The sequence below is a fragment of the Paramesorhizobium deserti genome (genome assembly GCF_001558695.1).
Lineage (GTDB): Bacteria > Pseudomonadota > Alphaproteobacteria > Rhizobiales > Rhizobiaceae > Paramesorhizobium > Paramesorhizobium deserti.
The window spans coordinates 1354607-1379186 of the sequence record NZ_LNTU01000001.1; the positions used below are offsets into that span (position 1 = coordinate 1354607).

A 24580-nucleotide genomic window follows, 5' to 3' on the forward strand; every position below is an offset into this window, starting at 1 on the left:
ACTCATCATGGCAAAGACGAGACTTTGCCATGAAAAAAGCCGTATCAACTCTGGTTTATTTAACGTGAAGTTGCCGCCGTCAGAGCCAATCGGGCACGGAATCGAGGCCGATCAGCTCGTCATAGCCGGTTCGCGGACGCACCACATGGTAGCGATCGCCATCGACCAGCACCTCGGGCACCAGCAATCGTGTGTTGTAGGTGCCGGACTGAACCGCGCCGTAGGCCCCCGCCGTCATGATGGCGAGAAGATCACCCTGCTGAGGATAGGGCAGGTCGCGGTCCAGGCCGAGATAATCGCCCGTTTCGCAGACCGGGCCGACGATATCGGCGCGGATGCGATGCTGCCCGTCCTTGGGCGCGACGACCGGGCGGATGTCATGGAATGCATCATAAAGGGTCGGGCGGATCAGGTCGTTCATCGCCGCATCGACGATGATGAAGTTCTTGGCGTCGCCCTCCTTCACAAAAATGACCTCGCAGACCAGGATGCCGGCGTTGCCGACGATCAGCCGGCCGGGCTCGAAGATCGTCTTCAGGCCGAGCGGGCGGATGTGCTTAGCGACAATCGCTGAATAGGCATCCGGCAGGGGGGGCGGGTTGTTGTCGGCACGGTAGGGAATACCAAGTCCACCGCCGAGATCGACATGCTCGATGGCGTGTCCGTCCGCCTTCAGCTGGGCGACGAGTTCGGCGAGCAATTTAAAGGCATCATCGAAAGGCTGCAGCTCCGTGATCTGGCTGCCGATATGCATGTCGATGCCAGCGACATGCAGACCCGGCAGGCTTGCCGCCCTGGCGTAGACGGTGCGCGCCTTCTGATAGGGAATGCCGAACTTGTTCTCGGCCTTGCCGGTGGAGATCTTGGCGTGCGTTCTCGCGTCCACATCGGGATTGATGCGCAGCGAGACGGGCGCAGTCTTTCCCGCGGAGACGGCGCGGGCGGAGAGCAGCTCCAGTTCCGGCTCGGATTCGACGTTGAAGCAGCGGATACCGGCGTCAAGCGCGAAATCCATTTCGGCCGCCTTCTTGCCGACGCCGGAGAAGACGATCTTGTCGGCAGGGATGCCGGCGGCAAGCGCGCGCCGCAATTCACCTTCCGACACCACGTCGGCGCCGGAGCCGAGCTTTGCCAGCGTCTTCAATACGGCTTGGTTGGAATTGGCCTTGAGCGCATAGCAGACCAGCGTGTCCATATCGGCAAAAGCTTCCGAGAAGACGCGGAAATGGCGTGCGAGCGTGGCGGTCGAATAGCAGTAGAACGGTGTGCCGACCGCGCGCGCGATCTCGGCAACGCTGACATTCTCGGCGTGCAGGACGCCGTCATGGTAGTCGAAATGGTTCAAGGTCTTGATGCTCGTGTGGGCGCTGCCGATTTACCGCGGCTACTGGATCAGCTTATCGAGAATGAAGGGCTTGTCCTCGACCGGTTTCGGCCTGGTGTGACCATTCTCGTCGGTGATGACGGACGCGGGTGGCGGTTCGAGATCGCCGCGCCGGCCGCAGGCCGAGAGCGCGCTGCCGAGGGCGGCAACAAGGAGAAGAGTCGAGATGAAGGAACGGCTGGTCATGCGGTTGGTCCTGAACCGTTGATTTGTCTTTATGTAGTAGCGTGTAGTAGCGGAAAAGCAGGTTCATTGCACCCTGCTTTGTTAGTTGTCCCAATTGCTTCTCACCTTTAACCCTCCCCCCGCGTGCGGGGAGAGGGTGCCGGTAGGCGGATGAGGGGCAATTTGCCAACGCTCATGCCTTGGCGATGCGTTTTTTCCAATAGCGGATCTGGCGGCGCACCTGCTCGGGCGCGGTGCCGCCAAAGGATTTACGGCTGCGGACCGATTTATCCACCGTGAGGAAGCCGAAGACGGCTTCGGTGATGCCCGGATGGATCGATCGCAACTCTTCCAGCGACAGCTTGGCGAGATCGCATTTCCTGGCTTCGGCAAGCGCCACGGCGCGCCCGGTCACGTGATGCGCCTCGCGGAACGGCACGCCCAGTTCGCGCACCAGCCAGTCGGCAAGGTCGGTGGCGGTCGAATAGCCCGAGCCGGCAGCCTTCTTCATCGCGGCCGTATTGACGGTCAGGTCGCGGACCATGCCCGCCATGGCGGCGAGCGCCAGCTCCAGCGTTTCGGCGGCGTCGAAGACGGCTTCCTTGTCCTCCTGCATATCCTTGGAATAGGCGAGCGGCAGGCCCTTCATCACGGTTAGAAGGCCGATGAGGGATCCGGTGATGCGGCCAGTCTTGGCGCGGACCAGCTCGGCGGCGTCCGGGTTCTTCTTCTGCGGCATGATCGAGGAGCCGGTGGAGAAGGCGTCGGAGAGCCGGATGAAATTGAACTGCGGCGTCGACCAGATGACGATCTCCTCGGCAAGGCGCGAGAGGTGGGTGGCTGAGATCGCCGCAAGGCTGAGGAACTCCAGCGCATAATCGCGATCGGAAACGCTGTCGATGGAATTGCGCGTCGGCTCGCGGAAGCCAAGTTCCGTGGCCGTCAGGTGGCGATCGATGGGGAAGCCGGTGCCGGCCAGGGCGGCGGCGCCGAGCGGCGATTCATCAAGACGCGCAATGGCGTCGCGAACCCTGGAGAGATCGCGTCCGAACATTTCGACATAGGCCATGCAATGATGACCGAAGGTGACTGGCTGGGCGGTCTGGAGATGGGTGAAACCCGGCATCACCGTTGCGGTGTGCTCTTCTGCCCGCTCGAGGAAAGCCTCGATCAGGTTTTTGAGCGCGGCGGCCGTTTTGTTCAGTTCATCCTTGACCCAGAGGCGGAAATCCACTGCCACCTGGTCGTTGCGCGAGCGCGCCGTATGCAGTCGTCCGGCGGCGGGACCGATCAGCTCGGCCAGCCGCGCCTCGATGTTCATGTGGATGTCTTCCAGCTTGCGCGAGAAGGTGAATTTGCCGCTCTCGATCTCTGACAATATCGTGTTCAGGCCCTCAACGATCTTGTCGCGGTCCTCTGCCGCAATTATGCCGGTCTTGGCGAGCATGGCGACATGGGCGAGCGATCCCCGGATGTCCTGGGCGTAGAGCTTCTGGTCGAAGCCGATCGAGGCGTTGATCTCTTCCATGATCGCGTCTGGGCCGGAAGCGAAACGCCCGCCCCACATTTCATTGCTGGACTTTTGTTCGGTCATGGTCGAATGCCTCTGGAAAGAAACGCGAGAAAGAACGGATATGGCGGCAGGCAACCAAAACGATAGAGCTGAAAAACCGAGAAGCGGAAGGATCGTCCTTCTTGCCGGTCTCGCGGGCCTTATCGCCGGTGCCGTGGCGGTATACGTGATGGAACGGTCCTCTGGCAATGTCGCTGCGTCAATCGAAGATAGGGCGGATGACGGGCAGTGCGCGATAAAGGCTGCAGTCGCCAAATCGCTCGACGCGGCGGCGACGGGTTCGGTCGCGGCGATGCGCGCAGCCGAGACGCCGCTTTCCGTACAAAATCTGAGCTTCAACGGGCCTGACGGCGCCAAGATGACGCTTGCCGATTTCAAGGGCAAGACGCTGCTCGTCAATCTCTGGGCCACCTGGTGCGCGCCCTGCCGCGAGGAGATGCCGGCGCTCGACAAGCTACAGGCGGAGGAAGGCGGCGATGACTTCCAGGTCGTCGCCATCAACATCGATACCGGCGACGATACGAAGCCGAAGGCGTTTCTTTCGGAAATCGGCGTTCATTCCCTGCAGATCTACCGGGATCCAACGATGGGCGTCTTCAACGAGCTGAAAAAGAAGAACCTCGCCTTCGGCCTGCCGGTCACGATGATCGTAGACAAGGACGGATGCCAGATCGCGGCGATGAACGGTCCCGCCGACTGGGCCGGAGAGGACGCGAAGAAGCTCATCGATGCGGCAAGGGCGATGAGCCAGTAGGATCCGCAAAGGCGCTGGACAGGCGGCGATTTTTCTGGATTGCTGCTGCTCTGATTATCCGGAGCGCCGTTCATGACCATCGAAACCTGGCTTGCCTTTACCGCCGCGTCGGCAATTCTGTTGCTGATTCCGGGGCCGACCGTGCTGCTCGTCGTCTCCTATGCGCTGGGGCAGGGATGGCGCACTGCCCTTCCCATGGCATTCGGCGTGGCGCTCGGTGATTTCACCGCCATGACGCTTTCCATGCTCGGCGTCGGTGCACTGCTGGCGGCGTCCGCTACGGTCTTCACCGCCGTCAAATGGATCGGCGCCGCCTATCTCATATGGCTGGGGATCAAGCTTTTTCGTGCCGGCGGGATGATGGAGGCCGAGGCGCGGCGGGACACCGCATCGCCGGTGCGGATGCTGGCGCATGCCTGGCTGGTGACGGCGCTCAACCCCAAGAGCATCACCTTCTTCGTGGCTTTCCTGCCGCAGTTCCTCGATCCGCATGGGGATTTCATGACGCAGCTCGTGATCTTCGAGGCGACTTTCCTGGTGCTGGCTTTCGCCAATGCCTTCGGCTACGCGCTTGCGGCGACGCGGGCACGCAGTCTCTTCCGTAATCCGCGTGCCATCGGCATATTCAACCGTGCCGGAGGGACGCTTCTGATCGGCGCCGGTATCGCCACTGCGACGATGCGCTCGTCATAATCTCAGGCGGTAAAGCCGGCGCGCTTTAATCGAACGATGGCGAGATCGAGCGCTGAAAGGAAGGTCGAGCGGTCGCGGGCGGCAAAAGGCGGCGGGCCGCCGGTGATCTGCCCCGCCGATCGCAACCCCTCCATCAGATTGCGGGTTGCCAGCGCATTGCCGATCGAGGCCTCGGTGAAGGCGCGGCCATTCGGCGCGATCGCCGCCGCACCCGCATTGATCGCCCGGCTCGCCAGCGGAATATCCGCCGTGACGACGATGGCGCCGGGTGCGGCACGCTCGGCAATCCAGTCGTCGGCGACATCAAGGCCGCTTGGTACGATAATGCGCTCGATCAGCGGGTCGCGCGGCACCGCGATGAAGGAGTTGGCGACGACATAGACTTTCACCCCGTGGCGTTCCGCGACCTTATAGATTTCGGCCTTCACGGGGCAGGCGTCGGCATCGACATAGATGGTGATGGGACGGGATTGATCACTCATGTCCTATCAGTTGGCAGAGGCGACCCGGTGTTGCAAGCGCGGCGGCTTATATTCTCCTGCTGAATGCTGCGATCAAAATAATGAACTGGCCTGCGGAGCCTGAGCGGAATAAAGGCAGGCGAATCATTCTCGTTTGCGCAAGCTTCCTTTTCCTGGGCTTGCTCTGGAAACATGTCATGCCCGTTAGATATTTTCCCGCGCTCTTTGTCCTGCTCTGGGCCACCGGCTTCATCGGCGCGGGCTATGCGATGCCCTATGCCGAACCGTTCGGCTTCATGACGGTGCGGTTTTTCATCGCTGCGGCCATTCTGGGCGTGTGGGCGCTTTTGAGCGGCAGTCGATGGCCAAACCGGCGCGGCGCGTTCCATGCCGCTGTCGCCGGCTGCCTGATCCACGGCATCTACCTCTCGGGCGTCTTCTGGGCCGTGCATCGCGGATTGCCGGCGGGCATGTCGGCGCTGGTCGTCGGATTGCAGCCGCTGATCACCACGCTGATCGCCGGGGCGACGCTCGGAGAAAAGGTCGAACGGCGGCATTGGACGGGTCTCGCCATCGGCTTCATCGGCGTGGTCATGGTGCTGTGGCCGAAATTCTCGCTCGATACAGGCGGCATCAATGCCGTCACCATCGGCGCGGTGTTCCTTGCGGTCATCGCCATCAGCACAGGCACGGTGTGGCAGAAGCGTTTCGTCGGGCAGGTGGATCTCAAGACCGGCACCACCATCCAGTATCTGGCCGCCGGCGTTCTCACCGGCGTCTTTTCGCTATGCTTTGAAGATCATCAGGTCATCTGGTCGCCCTGGCTCCTCTTCGCCATGGCCTGGCTGGTGCTGGTCTTGTCGATCGGCGCGATACTGCTCCTGATGGTGCTGATCCGGGAGGGCGCGGTGTCGAAAGTCGCTTCGCTCTTCTATCTCGTGCCGGGGACGACTGCATTGATGGCTTATCTCCTCTTCGGTGAGACGCTGAACCTCGTGCAACTCATCGGCATGGCGATCACCACGTTCGGCATGGCCTTGGCGACCGTAAGAAGCGATTTTCAGCTCTTCCGTTTCGCCCGCCAGGCCATGCGGTTGCGATAGCGCAGGATCGCCGCATTGATCTCGGCGCCGAGGATGAAGATCGCCGCGATGATGTAGAGAAAGACGATCGCCACCATGATCGAGGCGAGGCCGGCATAGGTCGAGACATAATTGGCGAAGGTCTGGAGATATTTGGCGAAAAGGATCGATCCGGCCAGCCAGGCGAGCAGTGTCAGGCCGATGCCCGGCAGAATATCGGCAAGGCTGCGCTTGCCGGCGGGCAGCCAGATATGGACGGAGAGCAGCCCCACCACCAGCACCGCGACCGCGATGATATAGCGCCAGATGTCGAGCCCTCCCGTATAGGGGCTGATCGCAGGGAACCATTGCTCGGCAAGCCGGACGGCAAGCGGGGCTAGGACGAGAAGCACGCTGATCGCCATCAGGCCGAGGGTGGCGATGATGACGAAGCCAAGGCTTTGCAGGCGGCAGAAGATGACGGAACGGGTGTCGTTGACGCGATAGGCCCGGTTGAGCGCGATGCGCAGCGCTTCGATGCCGTTGGAGGCAAAATAGGCAGCAGCAATGACGCTGATGGTCAGTAGGCCGCCGCGCTGGACGGTCAGCACGTTCATCACTTCGCCGGCGATCGGCCGGGCAATGGTTTCCGGCCAAGTGTCGAAGATGACATGGACGGCCGTATCGGCAAAGGCGTTGGCGCCGAGGAAGCTCGCAAGCGAAGTGGCGAAGATCAGGAATGGGAAGAGCGCCATTAGTCCGGAAAGGGCTATATGGCTGGCGAAGGCCCAACCGTCATCGGAAAAGAAATGGCCGAACGCATCGTACAAAACCTGCCACAGGAACGTTCTTATTTTGCTCATCGGCAGATATTTTCCTTTCGGGCCGGCGGTGCGGCTGCTCTCATTGCGAGCTTGCCCTGATATGCGCAGATTGCAACGGGCGGCGCGATATGGGAAGCCTGCAGCAACTTCATCCACGCAAGTTCCACCTGCGCGAGATACAAGAGAGGGTTCGGTGCATCAATTGATGTCGAAGCGCAAAACGATCATTGTTACGGGATGTTCCTCAGGGATCGGGGCGTTTTGCGCTCGCGCATTGAAGAACGAGGGATGGCAGGTTTTCGCCACTGCGCGCAAGCCGGAGGATCTGGAGGCATTGCGGCGCGACGGGCTGGAGGCGCACTATCTCGACTACCGCGAACCGGAATCGATCGAAGCACTGGTCATGACCGTCCTGGCCGCGACGGACGGCAGGCTCGATGCGCTCTATAACAATGGCGCCTATGCGCAACCGGGGGCGGTCGAGGACCTGCCGGTCGATGCGCTGCGCGAGCAGTTCGAGGCCAATTTCTTCGGCTGGCACGACCTGACGCGCCAGGTCATTCCCGTCATGCGGGCGCAGGGGCATGGCCGCATCGTTCATTGCTCCTCCATTCTCGGGCTCGTGCCGATGAAATGGCGCGGCGCTTATGTCGCCTCAAAATTCGCGCTGGAGGGGCTGATGCTGGCCGAGCGGATGGAGCTCGAGGGTTCGGGCATTCATGTCTCACTTATCGAGCCGGGGCCGATCGATTCCCGTTTTTCCCAAAATGCAGCACAGTGGGCCGAAAAGAACATCGATATCGCCAATTCCGTACATCGCGCCGATTACGAGCGGCAATTGGCGAAGCTGAAAAGCGGTGGCACGAAATCGAAGTCGAAGCTTGGCCCCGAAGCGGTTTATGCGGTATTGCGTGACGCGCTGGAAAACCCTCGGCCCTGTCCCCATTATCTGGTGACGCGGCCGGCGAAACTCGGCGCCCTGGCGCGCCGGCTGATGCCGGCCCGCATGTTCTACCGGATGCTTGCGGACCAATCCTGAGCGGGGGCGCAAGCATCCGCCGGAAATACTGAAAGGAAACGGAATGGAATTCCTGTTCAAGATCGCGGCGATGGTGGCCATCGTCGCCGTCGTGGGCGTTCTCCTTGTCGGCCTGCGCAATATGATGCGCGGCGGCGACGGCAATTTCTCCAACAAGATGATGCAGTTGCGTGTGCTTTTGCAGTTCATCGCGGTTCTGCTCATCGTTGCCGCGATCTATTTTGCCCGTCATGCGAGCGGTTGACGGTCACGGAGGGGAGAGCAGATGGTCAGGCTAAACAAGATCTATACGCGCACCGGCGATGACGGGACGACCGGGCTCGGCAATGGCGAGCGGCGGGTCAAGTGCGACCTGCGGGTGGAAGCCTACGGCACGGTGGATGAAACCAATGCCTGCGTCGGCCTGGCGCGGCTTCATACCGGGGAGAGCCACCCGGAACTCGACGCCATGCTGGCGCGTATCCAGAACGATCTGTTCGATCTCGGCGCCGATCTTTCGACGCCGGACAATGGGGATACCCCCGGCTACGAGCCGCTGCGCATCATCGAGGCACAGGTGCTGCGGGTCGAAGCCGAAATCGACCAGCTGAATGCCGGGTTGAAGCCCTTGCGCTCCTTCGTCCTGCCGGGCGGCACGCCTGCTTCCGCCGCGCTGCATCTGGCGCGCACGGTATCGCGGCGGGCCGAGCGCATCATGGTGGAACTGGCTCAGAAACCGGGCGAGCGGGTGAGCAAGGCGGCGCTGCAATATATCAATCGCATTTCTGATTTTCTCTTTGTCGCGGCCCGTGTGGCCAATGACAATGGCGCGCGCGACGTCTTGTGGGTTCCTGGTGAAAACCGCTGATGATGTCATGACAGAACGGTGATTGACGTGCACGTCAATCACAATTACGGTCCCGCCCGGTTCAGGCATGGATTGCGGCTCCGCCGTAGTCCGCACCCAGGGAGGTCCATTTCCGTTGCCTTCATGTCGGCTTCTGGCAAGTGGACGATCGTCTGTGACGGTATATCCGTCGAAGAGTTCATTCGGGAAGGGTCAGACGCATGAAAGTGCTGGTCGCTGTAAAGCGTGTCGTTGATTATAACGTGAAGATCAGGGTGAAGGGCGACGGTTCGGGCGTCGAGCTCGCCAATGTGAAGATGTCGATGAACCCGTTCGACGAGATCGCGGTGGAAGAGGCGATCCGCCTGAAGGAAGCGGGCAAGGTCGAGGAGATCGTGGCGGTATCGATCGGCCCGGCACAGGCGCAGGAGACGATCCGCACCGCGCTCGCCATGGGCGCCGACCGCGGCATTCTGGTCAAGGTCGACGATGTGGTCGAGCCGCTGGCGGTGGCGAAGATCCTCAAGGGCGTGATCGAAGCGGAACAGCCTGAGATCGTCATCCTCGGCAAGCAGGCGATCGACGACGATGCCAACCAGACTGGCCAGATGCTCTCGGCGCTGCTCGGCTGGAGCCAGGGCACGTTTGCTTCCAAGGTGGAGATCACAGATGGTTCTGCCAAAGTCACCCGCGAAGTGGATGGCGGCCTGCAGACGGTCGAGATCAAGCTGCCGGCGATCGTCACCACCGATTTGCGCCTGAACCAGCCGCGCTATGCCTCGCTGCCCAACATCATGAAGGCGAAGAAGAAGCCGCTCGATGAAAAGACCGCAGCCGATTACGGCGTCGACACCGCGCCGCGGCTGAAGGTGCTGAAGACCGAGGAGCCCGGCGGACGCAAGGCCGGCGTCAAGGTCGGCTCCGTTGGAGAGCTGGTCGAGAAGCTCAAGGCCGACGGCGTACTCTAAAACCACCGGAAAGGACGAAACAAATGGCCATTCTTCTTGTTGCCGAACATGACAACGCAACCCTTTCCGACCAGACCGCCAAGGCTCTGACGGCGGCCGCGCAGATCGGCGGTGATATCGATATCCTCATTGCGGGCAAGGATGCGAAGGCTGCTGCCGACGCGGCGGCCAGGCTGAAGGGCGTACGCAAGGTTCTCATCGCCGATAGCCCGGAACTGGAAAACCGCTTGGCCGAGCCGACCGCGGCGCTCATCGTTTCGCTCGCCGGCAATTACGATACGATCATCGCGCCGGCGACCACCAACGGCAAGAACATCCTGCCGCGCGTTGCCGCTCTTCTCGACGTGATGCAGATCTCCGATATCATCGAGGTGGTGTCGCCGGATACCTTCAAGCGCCCGATCTATGCCGGCAACGCCATCCAGACGGTGCAGGCGACGGACGCCAAGAAAGTGATCACGGTGCGTACCGCCTCGTTCCAGTCTGCCGGCGAAGGCGGCTCGGCTTCGGTCGAGACCGTCAATGCTGGCGGCGATCCAGGCCTCTCCAAATTCGTCGAGGCGAAGCTTTCCGGCGGCGACCGTCCGGAACTGACTTCGGCCAAGATCATCATCTCGGGCGGCCGCGCGCTCGGCTCGTCGGAGAAGTTCAAGGAAGTCATCCTGCCCGTGGCCGACAAGCTCGGCGCGGCCGTCGGCGCTTCGCGCGCCGCCGTCGATGCGGGCTATGCGCCGAACGACTGGCAGGTGGGCCAGACCGGCAAGGTGGTCGCTCCCGATCTCTATATCGCCTGCGGCATTTCCGGCGCGATCCAGCATCTGGCGGGCATGAAGGACTCGAAAGTCATCGTCGCCATCAACAAGGACGAGGAAGCGCCGATCTTCCAGGTGGCTGATTACGGGATCGTCGGTGATCTCTTCGAGATTCTGCCGCAGCTCGAAAAGGCGCTTTGAGGCTTTTATAACGGTTGGATTAAATTATGATGGCCGGGGTAGACGAACTCTACTCCGGCCATTTACTTTGCACTGCACAAAATAAAACATCACGGGTGGAATATGGGCGCGACAATCAAGAAGATCGGGATCATCGGAGCAGGGCAGATGGGCAGCGGCATCGCCCATGTCTGCGCGATCGCCGGCTATGACGTGCTGTTGCACGATGCTTCGGTCGAGCGGCTGGAAAACGGCATCGCCACGATCAACGGCAACATGTCCCGGCAGGTTTCTTCCGGCAAGCTTGATGAGAAGACTCATCGGGAGGCGATGAACCGTATCCATATGGCCAACAAGATGGACGATCTCGCCGGCGTCGATCTCGCCATCGAGGCGGCGACCGAGGACGAGACCGTCAAGCGCAAGATCTTCGCGCAGCTTTGCCCGGTTCTCAATCCGGAGGCCTTGCTTGCTACCAACACCTCCTCGATCTCGATCACCCGTCTTGCCTCAACCACGGATCGCCCGGAGCGTTTCATCGGCATCCATTTCATGAATCCGGTCCCGGTGATGAAGCTGGTCGAACTGGTGCGTGGGATCGCTACCGAAGACGTGACCTTCGAGACCGCCCGCACTTTTGTCGAAAGCCTCGACAAGACGATCACTGTGGCGGAGGATTTCCCGGCCTTCATCGTCAACCGCATCCTCCTGCCGATGATCAACGAGGCCATCTACACGCTTTATGAGGGGGTAGGTTCCGTCGAGGCCATCGACACGGCGATGAAGCTCGGCGCCAACCATCCTATGGGGCCGTTGCAACTCGCCGATTTCATCGGGCTTGATACCTGCCTGTCGATCATGCAGGTGCTTTACGAGGGGCTTGCCGATTCCAAGTACCGGCCGTGCCCGCTTCTGGTGAAATATGTCGAGGCGGGATGGCTCGGCCGCAAGACCGGACGCGGCTTCTACGATTATCGCGGCGAGCATCCGGTTCCGACGCGGTAGGCGCTACAGCGTCCCAACGGACGCCTGGTGCCGTAGTATCCGGTGGCATTTACGATGCCTTAACCGTCCATATTCAGAGAGCGTTCACCTTTAACTGTTAAATTTGTCTTTAAGCAGTGCGAGCCGGGTGGTTCGTGAGGACTGCGATGCAAATTACAGATTTCAGGTACAGGGCGATGAGCATTTTTGTTCAACTGCGGCACAGCGCAACCGTCATTCGTGAATTTTTGGCCCCGACTTACCGGCCCGAGCGTCATTATATGCGCGGACCAGGTCCGGCCTGCGCCGAACGTTCACGCCATTGAATGGCGGATGTCTTCAGGAATGGAAAGGCCGGAGCCGAAAAGCTCCGGCCTTTTTAATCAGCCATCTTAGGCAGATCAGCCGTCGAGCCCCTCGAACAGGGCCGTCGACAAATAACGTTCGGCGAAGGAGGGGATGATGACGACGATGTTCTTGCCCTTGTTTTCCGGACGCTTGCCGACTTCCACGGCTGCCGCTAGGGCCGCACCTGAGGAAATGCCGACCGGAATGCCCTCCAGCCGGGCGATGAGCCGGGCATTGGCAAAGGCATCCTCGTTGGAAACCTGGACGACCTCGTCATAGATGGAGGTATCGAGGATCTTCGGGGCAAAGCCCGCACCAATGCCCTGGATCTTGTGCGGCCCGGGATTGCCACCGGATAGAACCGGCGAATCCTTCGGCTCAACCGCGACCACCCGGAAGGAGGGCTTGCGCGCCTTGATGATCTGGCCGACGCCGGTGATCGTGCCGCCGGTGCCGATGCCGGAGATCAGGATATCCGCTTCGCCATCGGTATCATTCCAGATCTCTTCCGCAGTGGTGCGGCGATGGATCTCGGGGTTGGCCGGATTTTCGAACTGCTGCGGGATGATGGCATCAGGATTTTCCGCAACCAACTCCTCGGCCTTGGCGATGGCGCCCTTCATGCCCTTCGCCCCTTCCGTCAGCACCAGTTCGGCGCCGAGCAGCTTCAAAAGCTTGCGGCGCTCGATCGACATGGTTTCCGGCATGGTGAGGATCAGATGATAGCCCTTGGCCGCGGCGGCAAAGGCGAGCGCGATGCCGGTATTGCCGGAGGTCGGCTCGATCAGCGTCGTCTTGCCGGGGATCGCCTTGCCTACTGACTCAAGCGCCTCGATCATCGCCAGACCAATGCGGTCCTTGACGCTCGCCAGCGGATTGAAGAATTCCAGCTTGGCCAGCAGATTGGCTTCGACGCCCTTCTCCCTGGCGAATTTGTCGATGCGGACGAGCGGCGTATCACCGATCGTATCGAGAATGGAATCATAAACGCGGCCGCGACCCGGTGCGCGTGCATTCTTTGAGGCTACGGGCTTGTTCATGAGATTGTCTCCCTAGTTTATTCTTTCGATAGTATGGCGAACGAGCGGAAAAACCTAGTTTCGGCTGTTCGTCGAAGAGCGATCCGTTGGAATAAAAATCCAAAAGATCGGCCAATATGAAAAAAGAAGGCGTGATCGGTCGGGGAGTATAGTCTCAGCTGCTTTGCGGAACCAGCGGGGTCTGCGGCGGATTGCTCATTTTCCTGCCAAGGGCGATCATCGGCGTTTCCAGGAAGCGGTAGACTAGCCAGGAGAACAGGAAAGTCAGGGTGAGGCTGGCGAAGCCGACCAGCAGGTCCCGATATTCCCCGGTGAGCGGAATATAATGATAAACGATCAGGGCAATCGGTCCATGGAAGAGATAGATCGAGTAGCTGATGGCGCCGATCAGGGAGAGCGCTGGCGAATGCGGCTTGCCGAGCCTTACCGAGGCGATGAAGAGGACAAAGGCCGCGATATAGGCGTAGATGATGGGCGCCTTGCCGATGATGAAGAAGCTGTCCCCTCGCTCAAGCGAAAAGCTGCCGATCGCCATCAGTGCGGCGAACTGCACGAGCGCCACGACGCCTGCTCCTGTCCAGGCAGAGCGCATCCTGTCGACCATCGCCATGCGCAGCAGCAGGCCGCAGAACAGGAATGACACATGCAGGCCGACATATTGGACCGGCAGATGCATTCCGCCGGAAAGCCTCAGGATGATGGGACCGACGGTGGAAGCAACCAGCATGAGGGCGAGTGCGGTGACGGCCAAGGGACGAAACAGAACGCTCCTCCAGAAAAGCAGCGCACAGAAGCAGTAGAAGACCAACTCTATCGACAAGGTCCAGTAGATGCCTGACAGCCAGGGCTGGCCAAGAAAGGTCGGTACCATGGTCATGTTGGCGATGATGGTCGCCGCCGATGGCTCTTGTCCGCCGAGAGTGAATATTGCGCTGAGGATGAAGATCGCCAGCCACATGGCCGGATAGAGCCGAAAAAAGCGGGATATGGCGAAGCGCTTCAGCGGTTGGGTTCCGCGAATGCTGAAGGGGACGACAAAGCCGCTGATCAGGAAAAACAAGATGACGCCGAAACGTCCAAGATCAAAATTTCCAACGGATGCGCTGAAAATCGGAAGGAGGGGCCCGAGGGGATTCGAAGCCTCGCGAATGACATCGCCAAAAAAATGCTGAATCAGGACAGCCGTCGCCGCGATGGCGCGCAGTGCGTCGATGTTATCATAGCGCTGGCTGGCCATAATGCCCCCGTTTTCGAGCGCTTCCAGTGGAGCGAATTTGACATTTGATCTTTCGCCCGCGGAGAATTCGATATCAAATGTCAAATTCAAAGCTCCACCAGACTCAAATACTATCTGGTGGTTCTTTGATTCCGACGTTTGCTTGCGAGGCCACGAGACGCAAACGTCGAAATTGGACCACTAGCAAAAGCTGTAGTCTGGGGCCAGCGCTTTCAACCGATGTGGTTACCGAGGACGTCAGGCCCCCTGTCGTCACGTCCGCCGATGCAGGCGGCCGGCAAAAAGATCCGTATTCCCTTTTATGAACTTCACCATTCGATCGACCACGGTCCGGATTTCCCGGCGGTGCCGGTCATCATTGTTCATCACGATCCATTGGCTATGGCGCAGGCTGACGATCTCCTCGCCGACGCGCTCCAGCCGCATGTCCTGATCCCCGATGAAACAAGGCAGCACCGCTGTGCCTGTGCCTGCGAGTGCCAGATCGCGTAGCGAGCGTGGCCGATTGATGGTGACGATCAGCTGATCCGCCCGATGCTCATGCGGCCAGCGCAGATAAGCAGAAATGGCATCCTCCTCCGAAACCGCCAACCATCGATCGGCAACGGAAGGATGCGCATTGCGGGCGCGATAGGCGGCATAGGCGACTTCACCCAGCCTGATCGCCGCCAGATTGGGTTCCTGCGGTTCAAAAGCACGAATGCCGATATCGCTTTCCCGGTGAGCGAGGCTTGCGCGCCGTTCCGCGACGTAGACGTCCAGACGGAAATCATCACGTTCAGTGCGGATGACCGAGAGATTCCGGGTGAACATCCATGCGAGCCATGTGCCGCAGGCGATCCTTACGAGAGGCGAGCCGGTTCCTTCGCGTGTCCAGCTCTCGATCCGGCGGGCCGCCCCTTCCATCTCCAGAATCTGGGCAAAGAGCGCCGAACCATCAGCAGTGAGTTGATAGCCCGTGCGGCTGCGAAGGAAGAGTGGCCGGCCGACCGCCTCTTCGAAGTCGAGCATGCGGCGGCCGATGGTGGCGGGGCTCAGGCCCGTGACGGCCGCGCCTCCGGAGAGCCCTCCATGGCGCGCCACATGCATGAACAATTCATAGGCGTCCCAAGTGATATTTTTCATGAGTGAAAAACATAGCCGGAATTATTGCGTATAAAAAGCAAATTTTAGGGCATAGTAAAGGAGACGGCTTTTCCGAAAAGGAGCTTCGGATGTTTGAAAATGTCGTCGGCGCCCTTCTTTCCGTCCAGTTTCGCCCAAAGGACGAAATCCGCTGTCAGCAAGCAGAGGATAGCTTCTACGAACAATTCGGCCAGCCCTTGCCGCGCTGGCTCACGGGTCCGGCCCGCTTCTTGAGCAATCTGAAAACGGCAAAGGGCAGTGCCGCCGTTCCGCCATTGGATCGCGCCGGCTCAACACAGGACGTTTAACGTTGGAACCTTGGGTCGCGCGGTAAACGTAACGAGCAGGAAGATATGCCACTGGTGGAACATTGGTGGAGCTGAGGGGGATCGAACCCCTGACCTCGTCATTGCGAACGACGCGCTCTCCCAGCTGAGCTACAGCCCCGTCCACCGATGCGAGCGGCATTTAGGAGCGGGGAAGGGGTGCTGTCAAGGATGATGTGCGGGGATTGTGCGCCGGAGGCGGACGAGCAGGGATGATTGTCGCTGCGCGCCATTCGTTCCGCGCCTTGATTTACCGACGAGCCCGGCATGCGTTGGTCTTGTCCTTGCAACCGGCAACCGCTACATGTCGGTAACTTCAAGGAGATATTCATGCTCGCAGTTTTTGTCACACTGAATATGGCGCTGAATCTTTATTGGTGGATCATTATTGCCGCTGCAGTGTTTTCATGGCTCTATGCCTTCAATGTCATCAATTCCAGCAACCGCTTTGTGGCATCCATCGGTGATTTCCTCTACCGGGTAACGGAGCCAGTATTTCGGCCGATCCGCAATCTCCTGCCTAATCTCGGTGGTATTGATATCTCGCCTATCATTGTCCTCTTGGCGATTACCTTCCTGCAGATTTTTCTTAGAACGTCGGTGGCTCCGATGTTTGGTGTTTTTTACTGAGTTGGAATTTGTTGGGACCGAACGTTAAGGGCTTCTGCAGAATAGACGCCGACGGCATCACCGTCTTCGTGCGGCTGACGCCGAAATCGTCTCGGGATGCGGTGGAGGGCATCGCAGATGCGGCGGATGGACGGCGGCATCTCATAGCTCGGGTGCGCGCCGTGCCCGAGGACGGCAAAGCCAACAAGGCATTGGAAAAGCTCATCGCCAAAACGCTTCGAGTTGCCGGTGGCGGCGTCTCGGTGACGGGCGGGGCGACCTCCAGATTGAAGCAGGTGCATATCATGGGCGAGCCGCAGGCTCTTGCCGCGCGCCTTCGCGCGGTTTTATCCTCGGCGGAAGACGCAACGTGATTGGGAGTGGTCTTCGCCTTCGGCAGGCGGTATGAACTGCTCTATTTAAGATAGAGGTTCTCCCGTGAGGCATGTTCTTTTAGCTCTATCCGCCGCTGCCCTCCTCATCAGCGGGGCACGGGCTGCCGATATCGAAAGCGCCTATACAAAAATCGACAGGAAGCATGGTTGCAAGGTGGTCGAGGCCGCCGCCCGCGGGGACGGCGATTGGCAGGAGCTCGCCTGCACCGGTTACAAGGGATATCCCGTTCTGATCTCTTACGACGATGCGCGTGAATCCATCTTCTACGGCTACCCGCCGAAAGAGGGTAAACGCAAATGGGAATCCTTCGCGGGCTTCAACCAGAGCAGCGACACCATCGAATGGCGCGTCGCAAGGGAGGGGAAGAAGGAAATTCCCTTCGCCACCATCCATCGCTGGTTCGTGGGCGAGCCGGGCGACACGGTCGAGGTGCTGGCGGTCGAGAAGATCGGCCGGAAGGGCGGGGGCGAGGGTTGTGCCGTCGGTTATGTCGTGGCCAGCGGCAACGGGAACGCCAATGACGAGGCGCGGCGCATTGCCGACAGCCGGGCGCGCGATTTCTCCTGCGACGTGGACAAGCCCGTCATCAAGGCTGGCCGTGTCGCCCTGCCGGCGCTTGCGCGGCAAACGGATTAGGCGATCAAAACAAAAAGAGCGGTTCCGCATGACCGGAACCGCTCCAGGCGGTGAAATCAGATCTGGCCCGGTTCAGGCCTTCTTGGTCTTGGCGCGCTCGATTGCCTCGGTGATGAACTGGCGGGCGTAATCCTCGTCGCCCCAATCGCCGATCTTGACCCATTTGCCGGGTTCCAGATCTTTGTAGTGCTCGAAGAAATGGGCGATCTGCTTGAGCGTGATCTCCGGCAGGTCGGTGTAGTTATGCACCTTTTCATAGCGGCGCGTCAGGTGCGGCGAGGGCACTGCGATGATCTTTTCGTCCTTGCCGGAATTGTCTTCCATGACGAGCACGCCGATGGGCCGTACATTGATGACGCAGCCCGGTACCAACTGGCGGGTGTTGCAGACCAGAACATCGATCGGGTCGCCATCCTCGGAAAGCGTGTGCGGCACGAAGCCGTAATTTCCGGGATAGGTCATCGGCGTATAGAGGAAGCGGTCGACGATGAGCGCGCCCGCCTTCTTGTCCATCTCGTACTTAATCGGCTGGCCGCCAACCGGCACTTCGACAATGACATTGATATCTTCGGGAGGATTGGAGCCGATTGAGATGGCATCGATATTCATGGAGACATCCTTTCGTTTGGCGCCCTGATAACGGGTTTCATGACGCGGCGCAACAAAAACGAAAAGACGGAAGGGAGTAGGGGAGTAAGGCAAGAAGAAGCATATTCCCTTACTGCTCTACTCCCCTAGTTCCAGACGAAGGCGACCTTCTTCAGCGTCTTGCCATCGAAGCATTCGATGCCTTCGGCAATGTCGCGCCCGCCGGCGCCGCGATAGAAGGAAAGCGCGAGCGTATTGTCCTCGAGCGCCCAGATGACGGTGCCTTTCAGCCCCATGTCGGTGAGGCAGCGACGGGCGGTGCGCAACAGTCGGCCGCCAAGGCCGATGCCCTGATATTCCGGCTTGATATAGAGCTCGTAAATCTCGCCTTTCTGCGTGAGCTGGCGTGCCCGGTTGGGCCCCAGCGTCGCATAGCCGACGACTTCGCCGCCGACCTCGGCCACCAGTATCTGCGTGGAACGGCGGATGGCGCGGGCCCACCATTCGGCCCTGCGGCGCTGCAGCATGGCGTTGAGCGCCTTGTGCGGGATGATCCCGGCATAAGCGCCCCGCCAGGCGTCGTGATGCACATCCGCAATCGCGATCGCGTCGTTGAGGGCAGCTCGCCTTATATCGATGGTCAGCGTCGTCATGGCTTCTTTAACATACGCGCGGCCAGCCACCGGCGGCAATGAAAAAGAGGGGCCATCCCCAAGCTGTGATGAAGAGGTCATTAAAGCGGAATGGAGAATTGCAGAAAAGAAAACGGCGCCCGGAGGAGGGCGCCGTTTCTCTATTCAGGCGATAATACTTATGCCGCGCCAGCCGTGCGGCTCTTCTCGAAGCGCTTACGCTCGTTCGGATCGAGATACATCTTGCGCAGGCGGATCGATTTCGGCGTCACTTCCATCAGCTCGTCGTCCTGGATCCAGGAGAGCGCGCGATCGAGCGTCATGCGGATCGGCGGAGTGAGCTTCACCGCCTCGTCCTTGCCGGCGGCACGGATGTTGGTGAGCTGCTTGCCCTTCAGCACGTTGACTTCAAGGTCGTTATCGCGGGAGTGTATCCCAATGATCATGCCCTGATAGACCTTGTCACCCGGCGAGATGATCATCGGGCCGCGGTCCTCGAGGTTGAACATGGCATAGGCTACCGCCTCGCCGGCGCCGTTGGACAGCAGAACGCCATTCGTCCGGCCGCCGATCGCTCCCTTGAAGGGCTGATAATCGTGGAACAGGCGGTTCATGATGGCCGTGCCGCGCGTGTCGGTCAGAAGTTCCGACTGGTAGCCGATCAGGCCACGCGTCGGAGCGTAGAAGACGAGGCGCACGCGGTTGCCGCCCGAAGGACGCAGTTCGGCCATCTCGGCCTTGCGCTCCGACATCTTCTGGACGACCGTACCCGAATATTCCTCATCGACGTCGATGACGACTTCCTCGATCGGCTCGAGAAGCGAGCCGCTTTCGTCCTTGTGCATGACGACGCGCGGACGCGAGACGGCAAGTTCGAAGCCTTCGCGACGCATCGTTTCGATGAGGACGGCAAGCTGCAGTTCGCCGCGTCCGGAAACGTAGAAGGAATCCTTGCCCTCGGCTTCCTCGATCTTCAGCGCGACGTTACCCTCGGCTTCCTTGAACAGGCGGTCGCGGATGACGCGGCTCGTCACCTTGTCGCCTTCGGTGCCGGCAAGCGGCGAATCGTTGACGATAAAGGACATGGTGACGGTCGGCGGATCGATCGGCTGGGCCTTCATGGCTTCCGTGATCGCGGGGTCACAGAAAGTGTCGGCGACCGTGCCCTTGGCGAGGCCAGCGATCGCGACGATATCGCCCGCCTGTGCTTCTTCGATCGGCTGCCGCTCGATACCGCGGAAGGCAAGAATCTTGGAAATGCGGCCCTGCTCGATGAGCCTGCCATCCTGGCCGAGAACCTTGACGGCCTGGTTCGGCTTGATGGAGCCGGAGGCGATGCGGCCGGTGATGATGCGGCCGAGGAAGGGATTGGCTTCCAGGATCGTGCCGATCATGCGGAACGGGCCCTCTTCCACGGCCGGCGCCGGAACGTGATCAAGCACGAGGTCCAGAAGCGGCGCGAGACCCTGGTCTTTCGGACCTTCCGGGTTGAAATTCATCCAGCCGTCGCGGCCGGAGCCATAGAGGATAGGGAAATCGAGTTGCTCGTCGGTGGCGTCGAGATTGGCGAAGAGGTCGAAGACTTCGTTGATGACTTCCTCGTGGCGGCCATCCGGGCGGTCGATCTTGTTGATCGCGACGATCGGGCGAAGGCCGACCTTCAGCGCCTTGCCGACCACGAACTTGGTCTGCGGCATCGGCCCTTCGGAAGCATCGACCAGAACGATCGCGCCATCGACCATCGAGAGGATGCGCTCGACCTCGCCGCCGAAATCGGCGTGGCCAGGAGTATCGACGATATTGATGCGTACGCCCTTCCACTCGACCGATGTGGCCTTGGCGAGAATGGTGATGCCGCGTTCCTTTTCCAGATCGTTGGAATCCATGACACGTTCGGCAACGCGCTGGTTCTCGCGGAATGAGCCGGACTGCTTGAGAAGTTCGTCGACGAGGGTGGTTTTCCCATGGTCGACGTGGGCGATGATCGCGATGTTGCGCAATTGCATGAGGTTCACTCTGTAATGGGGGTTGGGACGCCGCCATGCGAACGCCGCTGTCATTTGCCGCGCTGCATACAGGTTTTTCCGCGTTTGCGAAAGGGGGAGGCGTATTTATAGGTTACCAGCAGCTTCCCGGAGGCGATGCGCGTCCGGGAAGCGGTTGGCCTTAAAGTAATGTGCCGGAGAGGAAGATCAAGGCCACGGTGAAATAGATCACCAGTCCGGTGACGTCGACCAGCGTGGCAACGAAGGGCGCCGACGCGCTTGCGGGGTCGAAACCCAGCCTTTGCAGGATGAAGGGCAGCATCGATCCGGCAAGCGAGCCGAAGGTGACGATGCCGATCAGGGCTGCTGCAACGGTGACGGCGATCAGCATCCAGTGCGGCCCGTAATCATAGAAGCCGAGCGTCTGCCATGCGGCGATGCGGATCATACAGATGGCGCCGAGCAGCGCCCCCAGCGCAATCCCCGTCGGCATCTCGCGCAGCGCCACCTTCCACCAGTCGCGCAATTTGATGTCCTTGAGCGCCAGGGCGCGGATCAGGAGCGAGGTCGCCTGCGAGCCGGAATTGCCGCCCGAGCTCATGATGAGGGGGATGAAAAGCGTCAGCACGACCGCCTTTTCCAGCTCCACTTCGAAATGCTGCATGGCGCTGGCGGTCAGCATCTCGCCGAGGAAGAGGATGGAAAGCCAGCCGCCGCGTTTCTTCAGCATCTCGGGCAAGCCGATTTCCATATAGGGCTTGTCGATCGCTTCGAGACCGCCGAACTTATAGGCATCCTCGGTCATATCCTCGGTCATGGCGTCGAGCACGTCGTCGACTGTGACGATGCCGATGACATGACGATCGTCATCGACCACCGGAACGGCAAGCAAATCGTGCCGGCGGAAGAGACGGGCCACCTCCTCGCGGTCGGTCAGAGGCGAAATGGCGACTGGGGTCTCGTCGCGCCCGACGGAAATGATGGGCGCATCCGGTTCACTGGTGATCAGACGGCGCAATGTGACGACGCGCTGCAGCACCTTCGTCGTGGGGTCGACGATATAGATGGCATAGACCGTCTCGCGCGAGCGTTCCACCTCACGGATATATTGCAGGGTCCGGGAGGCGGTCCAGGTGGCCGGCACGGAGATGAATTCGGTCGTCATCAGGCTGCCGGCGGTATTTTCCGGATAATGCAGCAGCTTTTTCAGCGCGGCCTTCGTTTCCGGGTTGAGAATGACGAAAAGGCGCGTGCGGGTCGGATCCTCCAGCTCCTGGAAGATATCCGTGACGCGATCGGCCGACATGGCATCGAGAATGCTGCCGGCCAGATCGAGCGGCAGATGTTCGAGGATATCATCGGTTCTGCGCAGTTCCGGCTGGTCGAACAGGCGCACCGCCTGCTCATGCGGCAGATGCGCAATCGCGGCGACGGTGTCGTCGATGTCGAGATTGTTGAGAACCTCGATCGCATCGGCCGGGCGCATTGCGGCGAGATGCTGGGCGATCGCCGCCGCCGGAAGATCGGCGATATCGAGGATTTCCGGATTGGTGACTTCCGGAGAGAAGCTGTTTGGGGTCATCGGTTTGCCTTTCCGTCGATCCGCCGTCATGGGCATGATCGTGACAAACCGATTGCCAGGCGGTTAAATCACGGCTGCCAATGACGGCCGAAACAATCGACTATGACTGTCGCTTGGCATGAGAGTTGAACTCCGGTTAAAAAATTGCCGCCGCGGAACGCTGCGGCAACACGCAGCATGCTTTGCTGCCGGACTCCTTCAAAGTCAAGTGCCGCCATATCGGCAGTATGCTGCGGCATGGGGCCGCGCCATGGCAATGGCAGCGGTTGGAGGTGTTTCGTCTTGTGGCATGGTCGTCAGGCGCCTAGATGTTAGACGCAAAGCACCTGCCCATACCGATTGGAGTTCCGCCCATGTCCAGCACGAAAGCCGCCGTCAATCCTGCCCTGACAGTCTGGTCCGGTCCTCTCGGCCTTCCCGATTTCACCGCCTTTTCCGACGAGGATTTCGGGCCGGCCTTCGATGCCGCGCTGGCCGAGGACTGGGCCGAGATCGAGGCGATTGCGGCAAGCGCGGAAAAGCCTGACATCAACAACACGCTGAAGGCGTTGCAGCTTGCCGGCAAGGCGCTGGAGCACGTCTCGGCGATCTTCTGGCTGCGCGCGGGCGCCCATACTAATGAGACGATCCAGGCGCTGGAGCGCGAGATCGCGCCGAAGATGTCGCGGCATTATTCGAAGATCATGATGGACAGCCGGCTGTTTTCCCGCATCGATACGCTTTACAACGAGCGCGATAGGCTCGGCCTTGATGAGGAAACGCTGCGGGTTCTCGAAAAGATCTGGAAGCGCTTCGTGCGCAGCGGCGCGAAGCTCGACGACAAGGGCAAGGCGCGGCTTGCCGACATCAATGAGAAGCTGGCGGCGCTCGGCGCTGAGTTCGGGCAGAATGTCTTGAAGGACGAGGCAGATTGGGCGCTCATCATCACCGACGAGGCCGATCTTGCAGGCCTGCCGGATTTCGTACGCCATGCCATGCGTGGCGCGGCGGAGGAGCGCCGGCGGCCAGATGCCTGGGCGGTGACGCTGGCGCGTGCAATCATGGAACCCTTCCTGTCGTTCTCGGAGAACCGGGCGCTTCGTGAAAAGGCGTTCATCGCCTGGGCGAAGCGCGGAGAAAACGGCGGCTCGTCGGACAATCGCGCCATCGTCGCCGAGACGGTGGCGCTGCGTGCCGAAAAGGCCAAATTGCTCGGCTATGGGAGCTTCGCAGCTTACAAGCTCGATGACACGATGGCGAAGACGCCGGAAGCGGTAATGGAACTGCTCGAACCGGTGTGGGAAAAGGCGCGCGCGCGGGCAGCGGAAGAAGAAGCCGAGCTCGAACGGCTGATCGCCGCCGAGGGCCGCAATCACAAGGTGGCGCCTTGGGATTGGCGCTATTATGCGGAGAAGCGCCGGGCCGAGCGCTTCGCCTTCGATGAGACGGAGCTGAAGCCCTATCTGCAGCTCGAAAAGATCATTGAGGCTTCGTTCGATGTCGCCACACGCCTGTTCGGCATCTATTTCGAGGAGCGAAAGGGCATTCCGACCTGGCATTCTGATGTGCGTGTCTGGGAGGTGAAGAACCCCGACGGCAGCCGCCGCGGCCTGTTCATGGGCGATTATTTCGCCCGTCAGTCGAAGCGGTCTGGCGCCTGGATGAGCGCTTTACAATCGCAGCACAAGCTCGAGGGTGGGGCGGAGCCGATCATCTACAATGTCATGAATTTTGCCAAGCCGCCGAAGGGCGAGCCGGCGCTATTGTCCCTCGACGGCGCGCGCACGCTGTTCCACGAATTCGGCCACGCGCTGCACGGGCTCCTGTCGGATGTGACGTGGCCCGCCATCGCCGGCACCGCGGTCTCGCGTGATTTCGTAGAGCTGCCGTCGCAGCTCTACGAGCACTGGCTGACCGTGCCGGAGGTTTTGGAGAAATATGCGCTGCATTACCGTACGGGCGAGCCGATGCCCAAGGCGCTCCTCGACAAGATGCTGGCGGCCAAGACCTTCAACGCCGGTTTCGACACGGTGGAATTCACCGCTTCCGCTTTGGTGGACATGGCTTTCCACGCGAGCGGCGAGCCGGTGGCGGATCCGCTCACCTTCGAAGCGGAGACGCTGAAGAAGCTCTCCATGCCGGATGCTATCATCATGCGCCACCGCACGCCGCACTTCACCCATGTGTTTTCAGGCGACGGCTATTCGGCCGGCTATTATTCCTACATGTGGTCGGAAGTGCTCGACGCCGATGCATTCAGCGCCTTCGAGGAGACCGGCGATGCCTTCAACCCCGATCTCGCTGCAAGGCTCAAGCAATATATCTATTCGGCGGGAGGCTCACGCGACCCGGAAGTGCTCTACAAAGCCTTCCGCGGCAAGATGCCGACGCCGGATGCGATGATCGAGAAACGCGGGCTGGGTTGAGGGTTTT

26 protein-coding genes and 1 tRNA gene are annotated in these 24580 nt (G+C 60.4%); 14 read left to right on the forward strand and 13 right to left on the reverse strand.

All coding sequences use genetic code 11. The features are described 5' to 3' along the window. Positions 1-79 precede the first annotated feature (79 nt). The 3 genes from lysA to argH all read right to left on the reverse strand — a co-directional run bounded on the left by lysA (position 80) and on the right by argH (position 3143). A complete protein-coding gene (lysA, locus tag ATN84_RS06440) occupies positions 80-1345 on the reverse strand; it encodes a diaminopimelate decarboxylase (protein WP_068880679.1) in 1266 nt (421 codons plus the stop codon). 39 nt (positions 1346-1384) lie between these two features. Continuing rightward, positions 1385-1570: an LPS translocon maturation chaperone LptM gene (gene lptM / locus ATN84_RS06445; RefSeq protein WP_068880680.1), complete on the reverse strand. Its 186-nt coding sequence runs from the start codon at positions 1568-1570 to the stop codon at positions 1385-1387. 172 nt (positions 1571-1742) lie between these two features. Next, a complete protein-coding gene (argH, locus tag ATN84_RS06450; RefSeq protein ID WP_068880681.1) occupies positions 1743-3143 on the reverse strand; it encodes an argininosuccinate lyase in 1401 nt (466 codons plus the stop codon). 40 nt (positions 3144-3183) lie between these two features. On the opposite strand from argH, the gene tlpA reads away from it, so the two are divergent. After that, positions 3184-3876: a thiol:disulfide interchange protein TlpA gene (tlpA, locus tag ATN84_RS06455; protein WP_068880682.1), complete on the forward strand. Its 693-nt coding sequence runs from the start codon at positions 3184-3186 to the stop codon at positions 3874-3876. 72 nt (positions 3877-3948) lie between these two features. After that, positions 3949-4569 (forward strand): LysE family translocator, encoded by a 621-nt coding sequence (locus ATN84_RS06460; RefSeq protein ID WP_068880683.1) that lies wholly within the window; start codon positions 3949-3951, stop codon positions 4567-4569. 2 nt (positions 4570-4571) lie between these two features. On the opposite strand, the gene ATN84_RS06465 is transcribed toward ATN84_RS06460, so the two are convergent. Continuing rightward, positions 4572-5051: a YaiI/YqxD family protein gene (locus ATN84_RS06465; RefSeq protein ID WP_068880684.1), complete on the reverse strand. Its 480-nt coding sequence runs from the start codon at positions 5049-5051 to the stop codon at positions 4572-4574. Between the two features lie 176 nt (positions 5052-5227). On the opposite strand from ATN84_RS06465, the gene ATN84_RS06470 reads away from it, so the two are divergent. Next, complete coding sequence (locus tag ATN84_RS06470; RefSeq protein ID WP_068880685.1) at positions 5228-6133, forward strand: DMT family transporter; 906 nt, start codon at positions 5228-5230, stop codon at positions 6131-6133. On the opposite strand, the gene ATN84_RS06475 is transcribed toward ATN84_RS06470, so the two are convergent. Further along, positions 6091-6954: a YihY/virulence factor BrkB family protein gene (locus ATN84_RS06475; protein WP_068880686.1), complete on the reverse strand. Its 864-nt coding sequence runs from the start codon at positions 6952-6954 to the stop codon at positions 6091-6093. The two genes, ATN84_RS06470 and ATN84_RS06475, sit on opposite strands and share 43 nt — an antisense overlap. A 166-nt stretch (positions 6955-7120) precedes the next feature. On the opposite strand from ATN84_RS06475, the gene ATN84_RS06480 reads away from it, so the two are divergent. From ATN84_RS06480 to ATN84_RS06505, 6 genes are all read left to right on the forward strand, one after another. After that, complete coding sequence (locus ATN84_RS06480; RefSeq protein WP_068880687.1) at positions 7121-7954, forward strand: SDR family oxidoreductase; 834 nt, start codon at positions 7121-7123, stop codon at positions 7952-7954. Between the two features lie 43 nt (positions 7955-7997). Then, positions 7998-8198 (forward strand): twin transmembrane helix small protein, encoded by a 201-nt coding sequence (locus tag ATN84_RS06485; RefSeq protein ID WP_068880688.1) that lies wholly within the window; start codon positions 7998-8000, stop codon positions 8196-8198. Between the two features lie 21 nt (positions 8199-8219). After that, positions 8220-8801: a cob(I)yrinic acid a,c-diamide adenosyltransferase gene (locus ATN84_RS06490; protein ID WP_068880689.1), complete on the forward strand. Its 582-nt coding sequence runs from the start codon at positions 8220-8222 to the stop codon at positions 8799-8801. Positions 8802-9001: 200 nt separating this feature from the next. Continuing rightward, positions 9002-9748, forward strand: coding sequence for an electron transfer flavoprotein subunit beta/FixA family protein (locus ATN84_RS06495; protein WP_068880690.1), 747 nt, complete (start codon positions 9002-9004; stop codon positions 9746-9748). Between the two features lie 23 nt (positions 9749-9771). Then, on the forward strand, positions 9772-10701 hold the full coding sequence (locus ATN84_RS06500; RefSeq protein ID WP_068880691.1) for an electron transfer flavoprotein subunit alpha/FixB family protein: 930 nt from the start codon (positions 9772-9774) through the stop codon (positions 10699-10701). A 102-nt stretch (positions 10702-10803) separates the two neighbouring features. Further along, complete coding sequence (locus tag ATN84_RS06505; protein ID WP_068880692.1) at positions 10804-11685, forward strand: 3-hydroxybutyryl-CoA dehydrogenase; 882 nt, start codon at positions 10804-10806, stop codon at positions 11683-11685. A 380-nt stretch (positions 11686-12065) separates the two neighbouring features. On the opposite strand, the gene cysK is transcribed toward ATN84_RS06505, so the two are convergent. The 3 genes from cysK to ATN84_RS06520 all read right to left on the reverse strand — a co-directional run bounded on the left by cysK (position 12066) and on the right by ATN84_RS06520 (position 15414). Then, positions 12066-13052: a cysteine synthase A gene (gene cysK, locus ATN84_RS06510; protein WP_068880693.1), complete on the reverse strand. Its 987-nt coding sequence runs from the start codon at positions 13050-13052 to the stop codon at positions 12066-12068. 154 nt (positions 13053-13206) lie between these two features. Continuing rightward, positions 13207-14289, reverse strand: coding sequence for an acyltransferase family protein (locus tag ATN84_RS06515; RefSeq protein WP_244491010.1), 1083 nt, complete (start codon positions 14287-14289; stop codon positions 13207-13209). A gap of 252 nt (positions 14290-14541) precedes the next feature. Continuing rightward, entirely contained in the window at positions 14542-15414 is an 873-nt protein-coding gene (locus tag ATN84_RS06520) for a LysR family transcriptional regulator (protein ID WP_068880695.1), read from the reverse strand. Positions 15415-15416: 2 nt separating this feature from the next. On the opposite strand from ATN84_RS06520, the gene ATN84_RS06525 reads away from it, so the two are divergent. Continuing rightward, positions 15417-15722 carry a hypothetical protein gene (locus ATN84_RS06525; protein ID WP_153020106.1) on the forward strand — a complete coding sequence of 102 codons (306 nt, stop codon included), beginning with the start codon at positions 15417-15419 and terminating at the stop codon, positions 15720-15722. 63 nt (positions 15723-15785) lie between these two features. Here ATN84_RS06525 and ATN84_RS06530 read toward each other — a convergent pair. Further along, positions 15786-15861 (reverse strand) — tRNA-Ala (locus ATN84_RS06530). Positions 15862-16070: 209 nt separating this feature from the next. Between ATN84_RS06530 and ATN84_RS06535 the strand changes: the two genes are divergently transcribed. From ATN84_RS06535 to ATN84_RS06545, 3 genes are all read left to right on the forward strand, one after another. Further along, positions 16071-16370, forward strand: coding sequence for a YggT family protein (locus tag ATN84_RS06535; protein WP_068880697.1), 300 nt, complete (start codon positions 16071-16073; stop codon positions 16368-16370). An 11-nt stretch (positions 16371-16381) separates the two neighbouring features. Next, complete coding sequence (locus tag ATN84_RS06540; RefSeq protein WP_068880698.1) at positions 16382-16723, forward strand: DUF167 family protein; 342 nt, start codon at positions 16382-16384, stop codon at positions 16721-16723. A 64-nt stretch (positions 16724-16787) separates the two neighbouring features. After that, positions 16788-17381 carry a hypothetical protein gene (locus tag ATN84_RS06545; RefSeq protein WP_068880699.1) on the forward strand — a complete coding sequence of 198 codons (594 nt, stop codon included), beginning with the start codon at positions 16788-16790 and terminating at the stop codon, positions 17379-17381. Between the two features lie 72 nt (positions 17382-17453). Here the strand turns inward: ATN84_RS06545 and ppa are convergent, their stop codons facing one another. From ppa to mgtE, 4 genes are all read right to left on the reverse strand, one after another. Next, positions 17454-17990 (reverse strand): inorganic diphosphatase, encoded by a 537-nt coding sequence (gene ppa / locus ATN84_RS06550; protein WP_068880700.1) that lies wholly within the window; start codon positions 17988-17990, stop codon positions 17454-17456. A 125-nt stretch (positions 17991-18115) separates the two neighbouring features. Continuing rightward, a complete protein-coding gene (locus ATN84_RS06555) occupies positions 18116-18622 on the reverse strand; it encodes a GNAT family N-acetyltransferase (RefSeq protein ID WP_068880701.1) in 507 nt (168 codons plus the stop codon). 158 nt (positions 18623-18780) lie between these two features. Next, positions 18781-20607 carry a translational GTPase TypA gene (gene typA, locus ATN84_RS06560; RefSeq protein WP_068880933.1) on the reverse strand — a complete coding sequence of 609 codons (1827 nt, stop codon included), beginning with the start codon at positions 20605-20607 and terminating at the stop codon, positions 18781-18783. A gap of 160 nt (positions 20608-20767) precedes the next feature. Further along, positions 20768-22168, reverse strand: a complete 1401-nt coding sequence (mgtE, locus tag ATN84_RS06565; protein WP_068880702.1) for a magnesium transporter — start codon at positions 22166-22168, stop codon at positions 20768-20770. A gap of 353 nt (positions 22169-22521) precedes the next feature. Here mgtE and ATN84_RS06570 point away from each other — a divergent pair, with 353 nt between their 5' ends. Continuing rightward, a complete protein-coding gene (locus ATN84_RS06570) occupies positions 22522-24573 on the forward strand; it encodes a M3 family metallopeptidase (protein WP_068880703.1) in 2052 nt (683 codons plus the stop codon). Positions 24574-24580 lie beyond the last annotated feature (7 nt).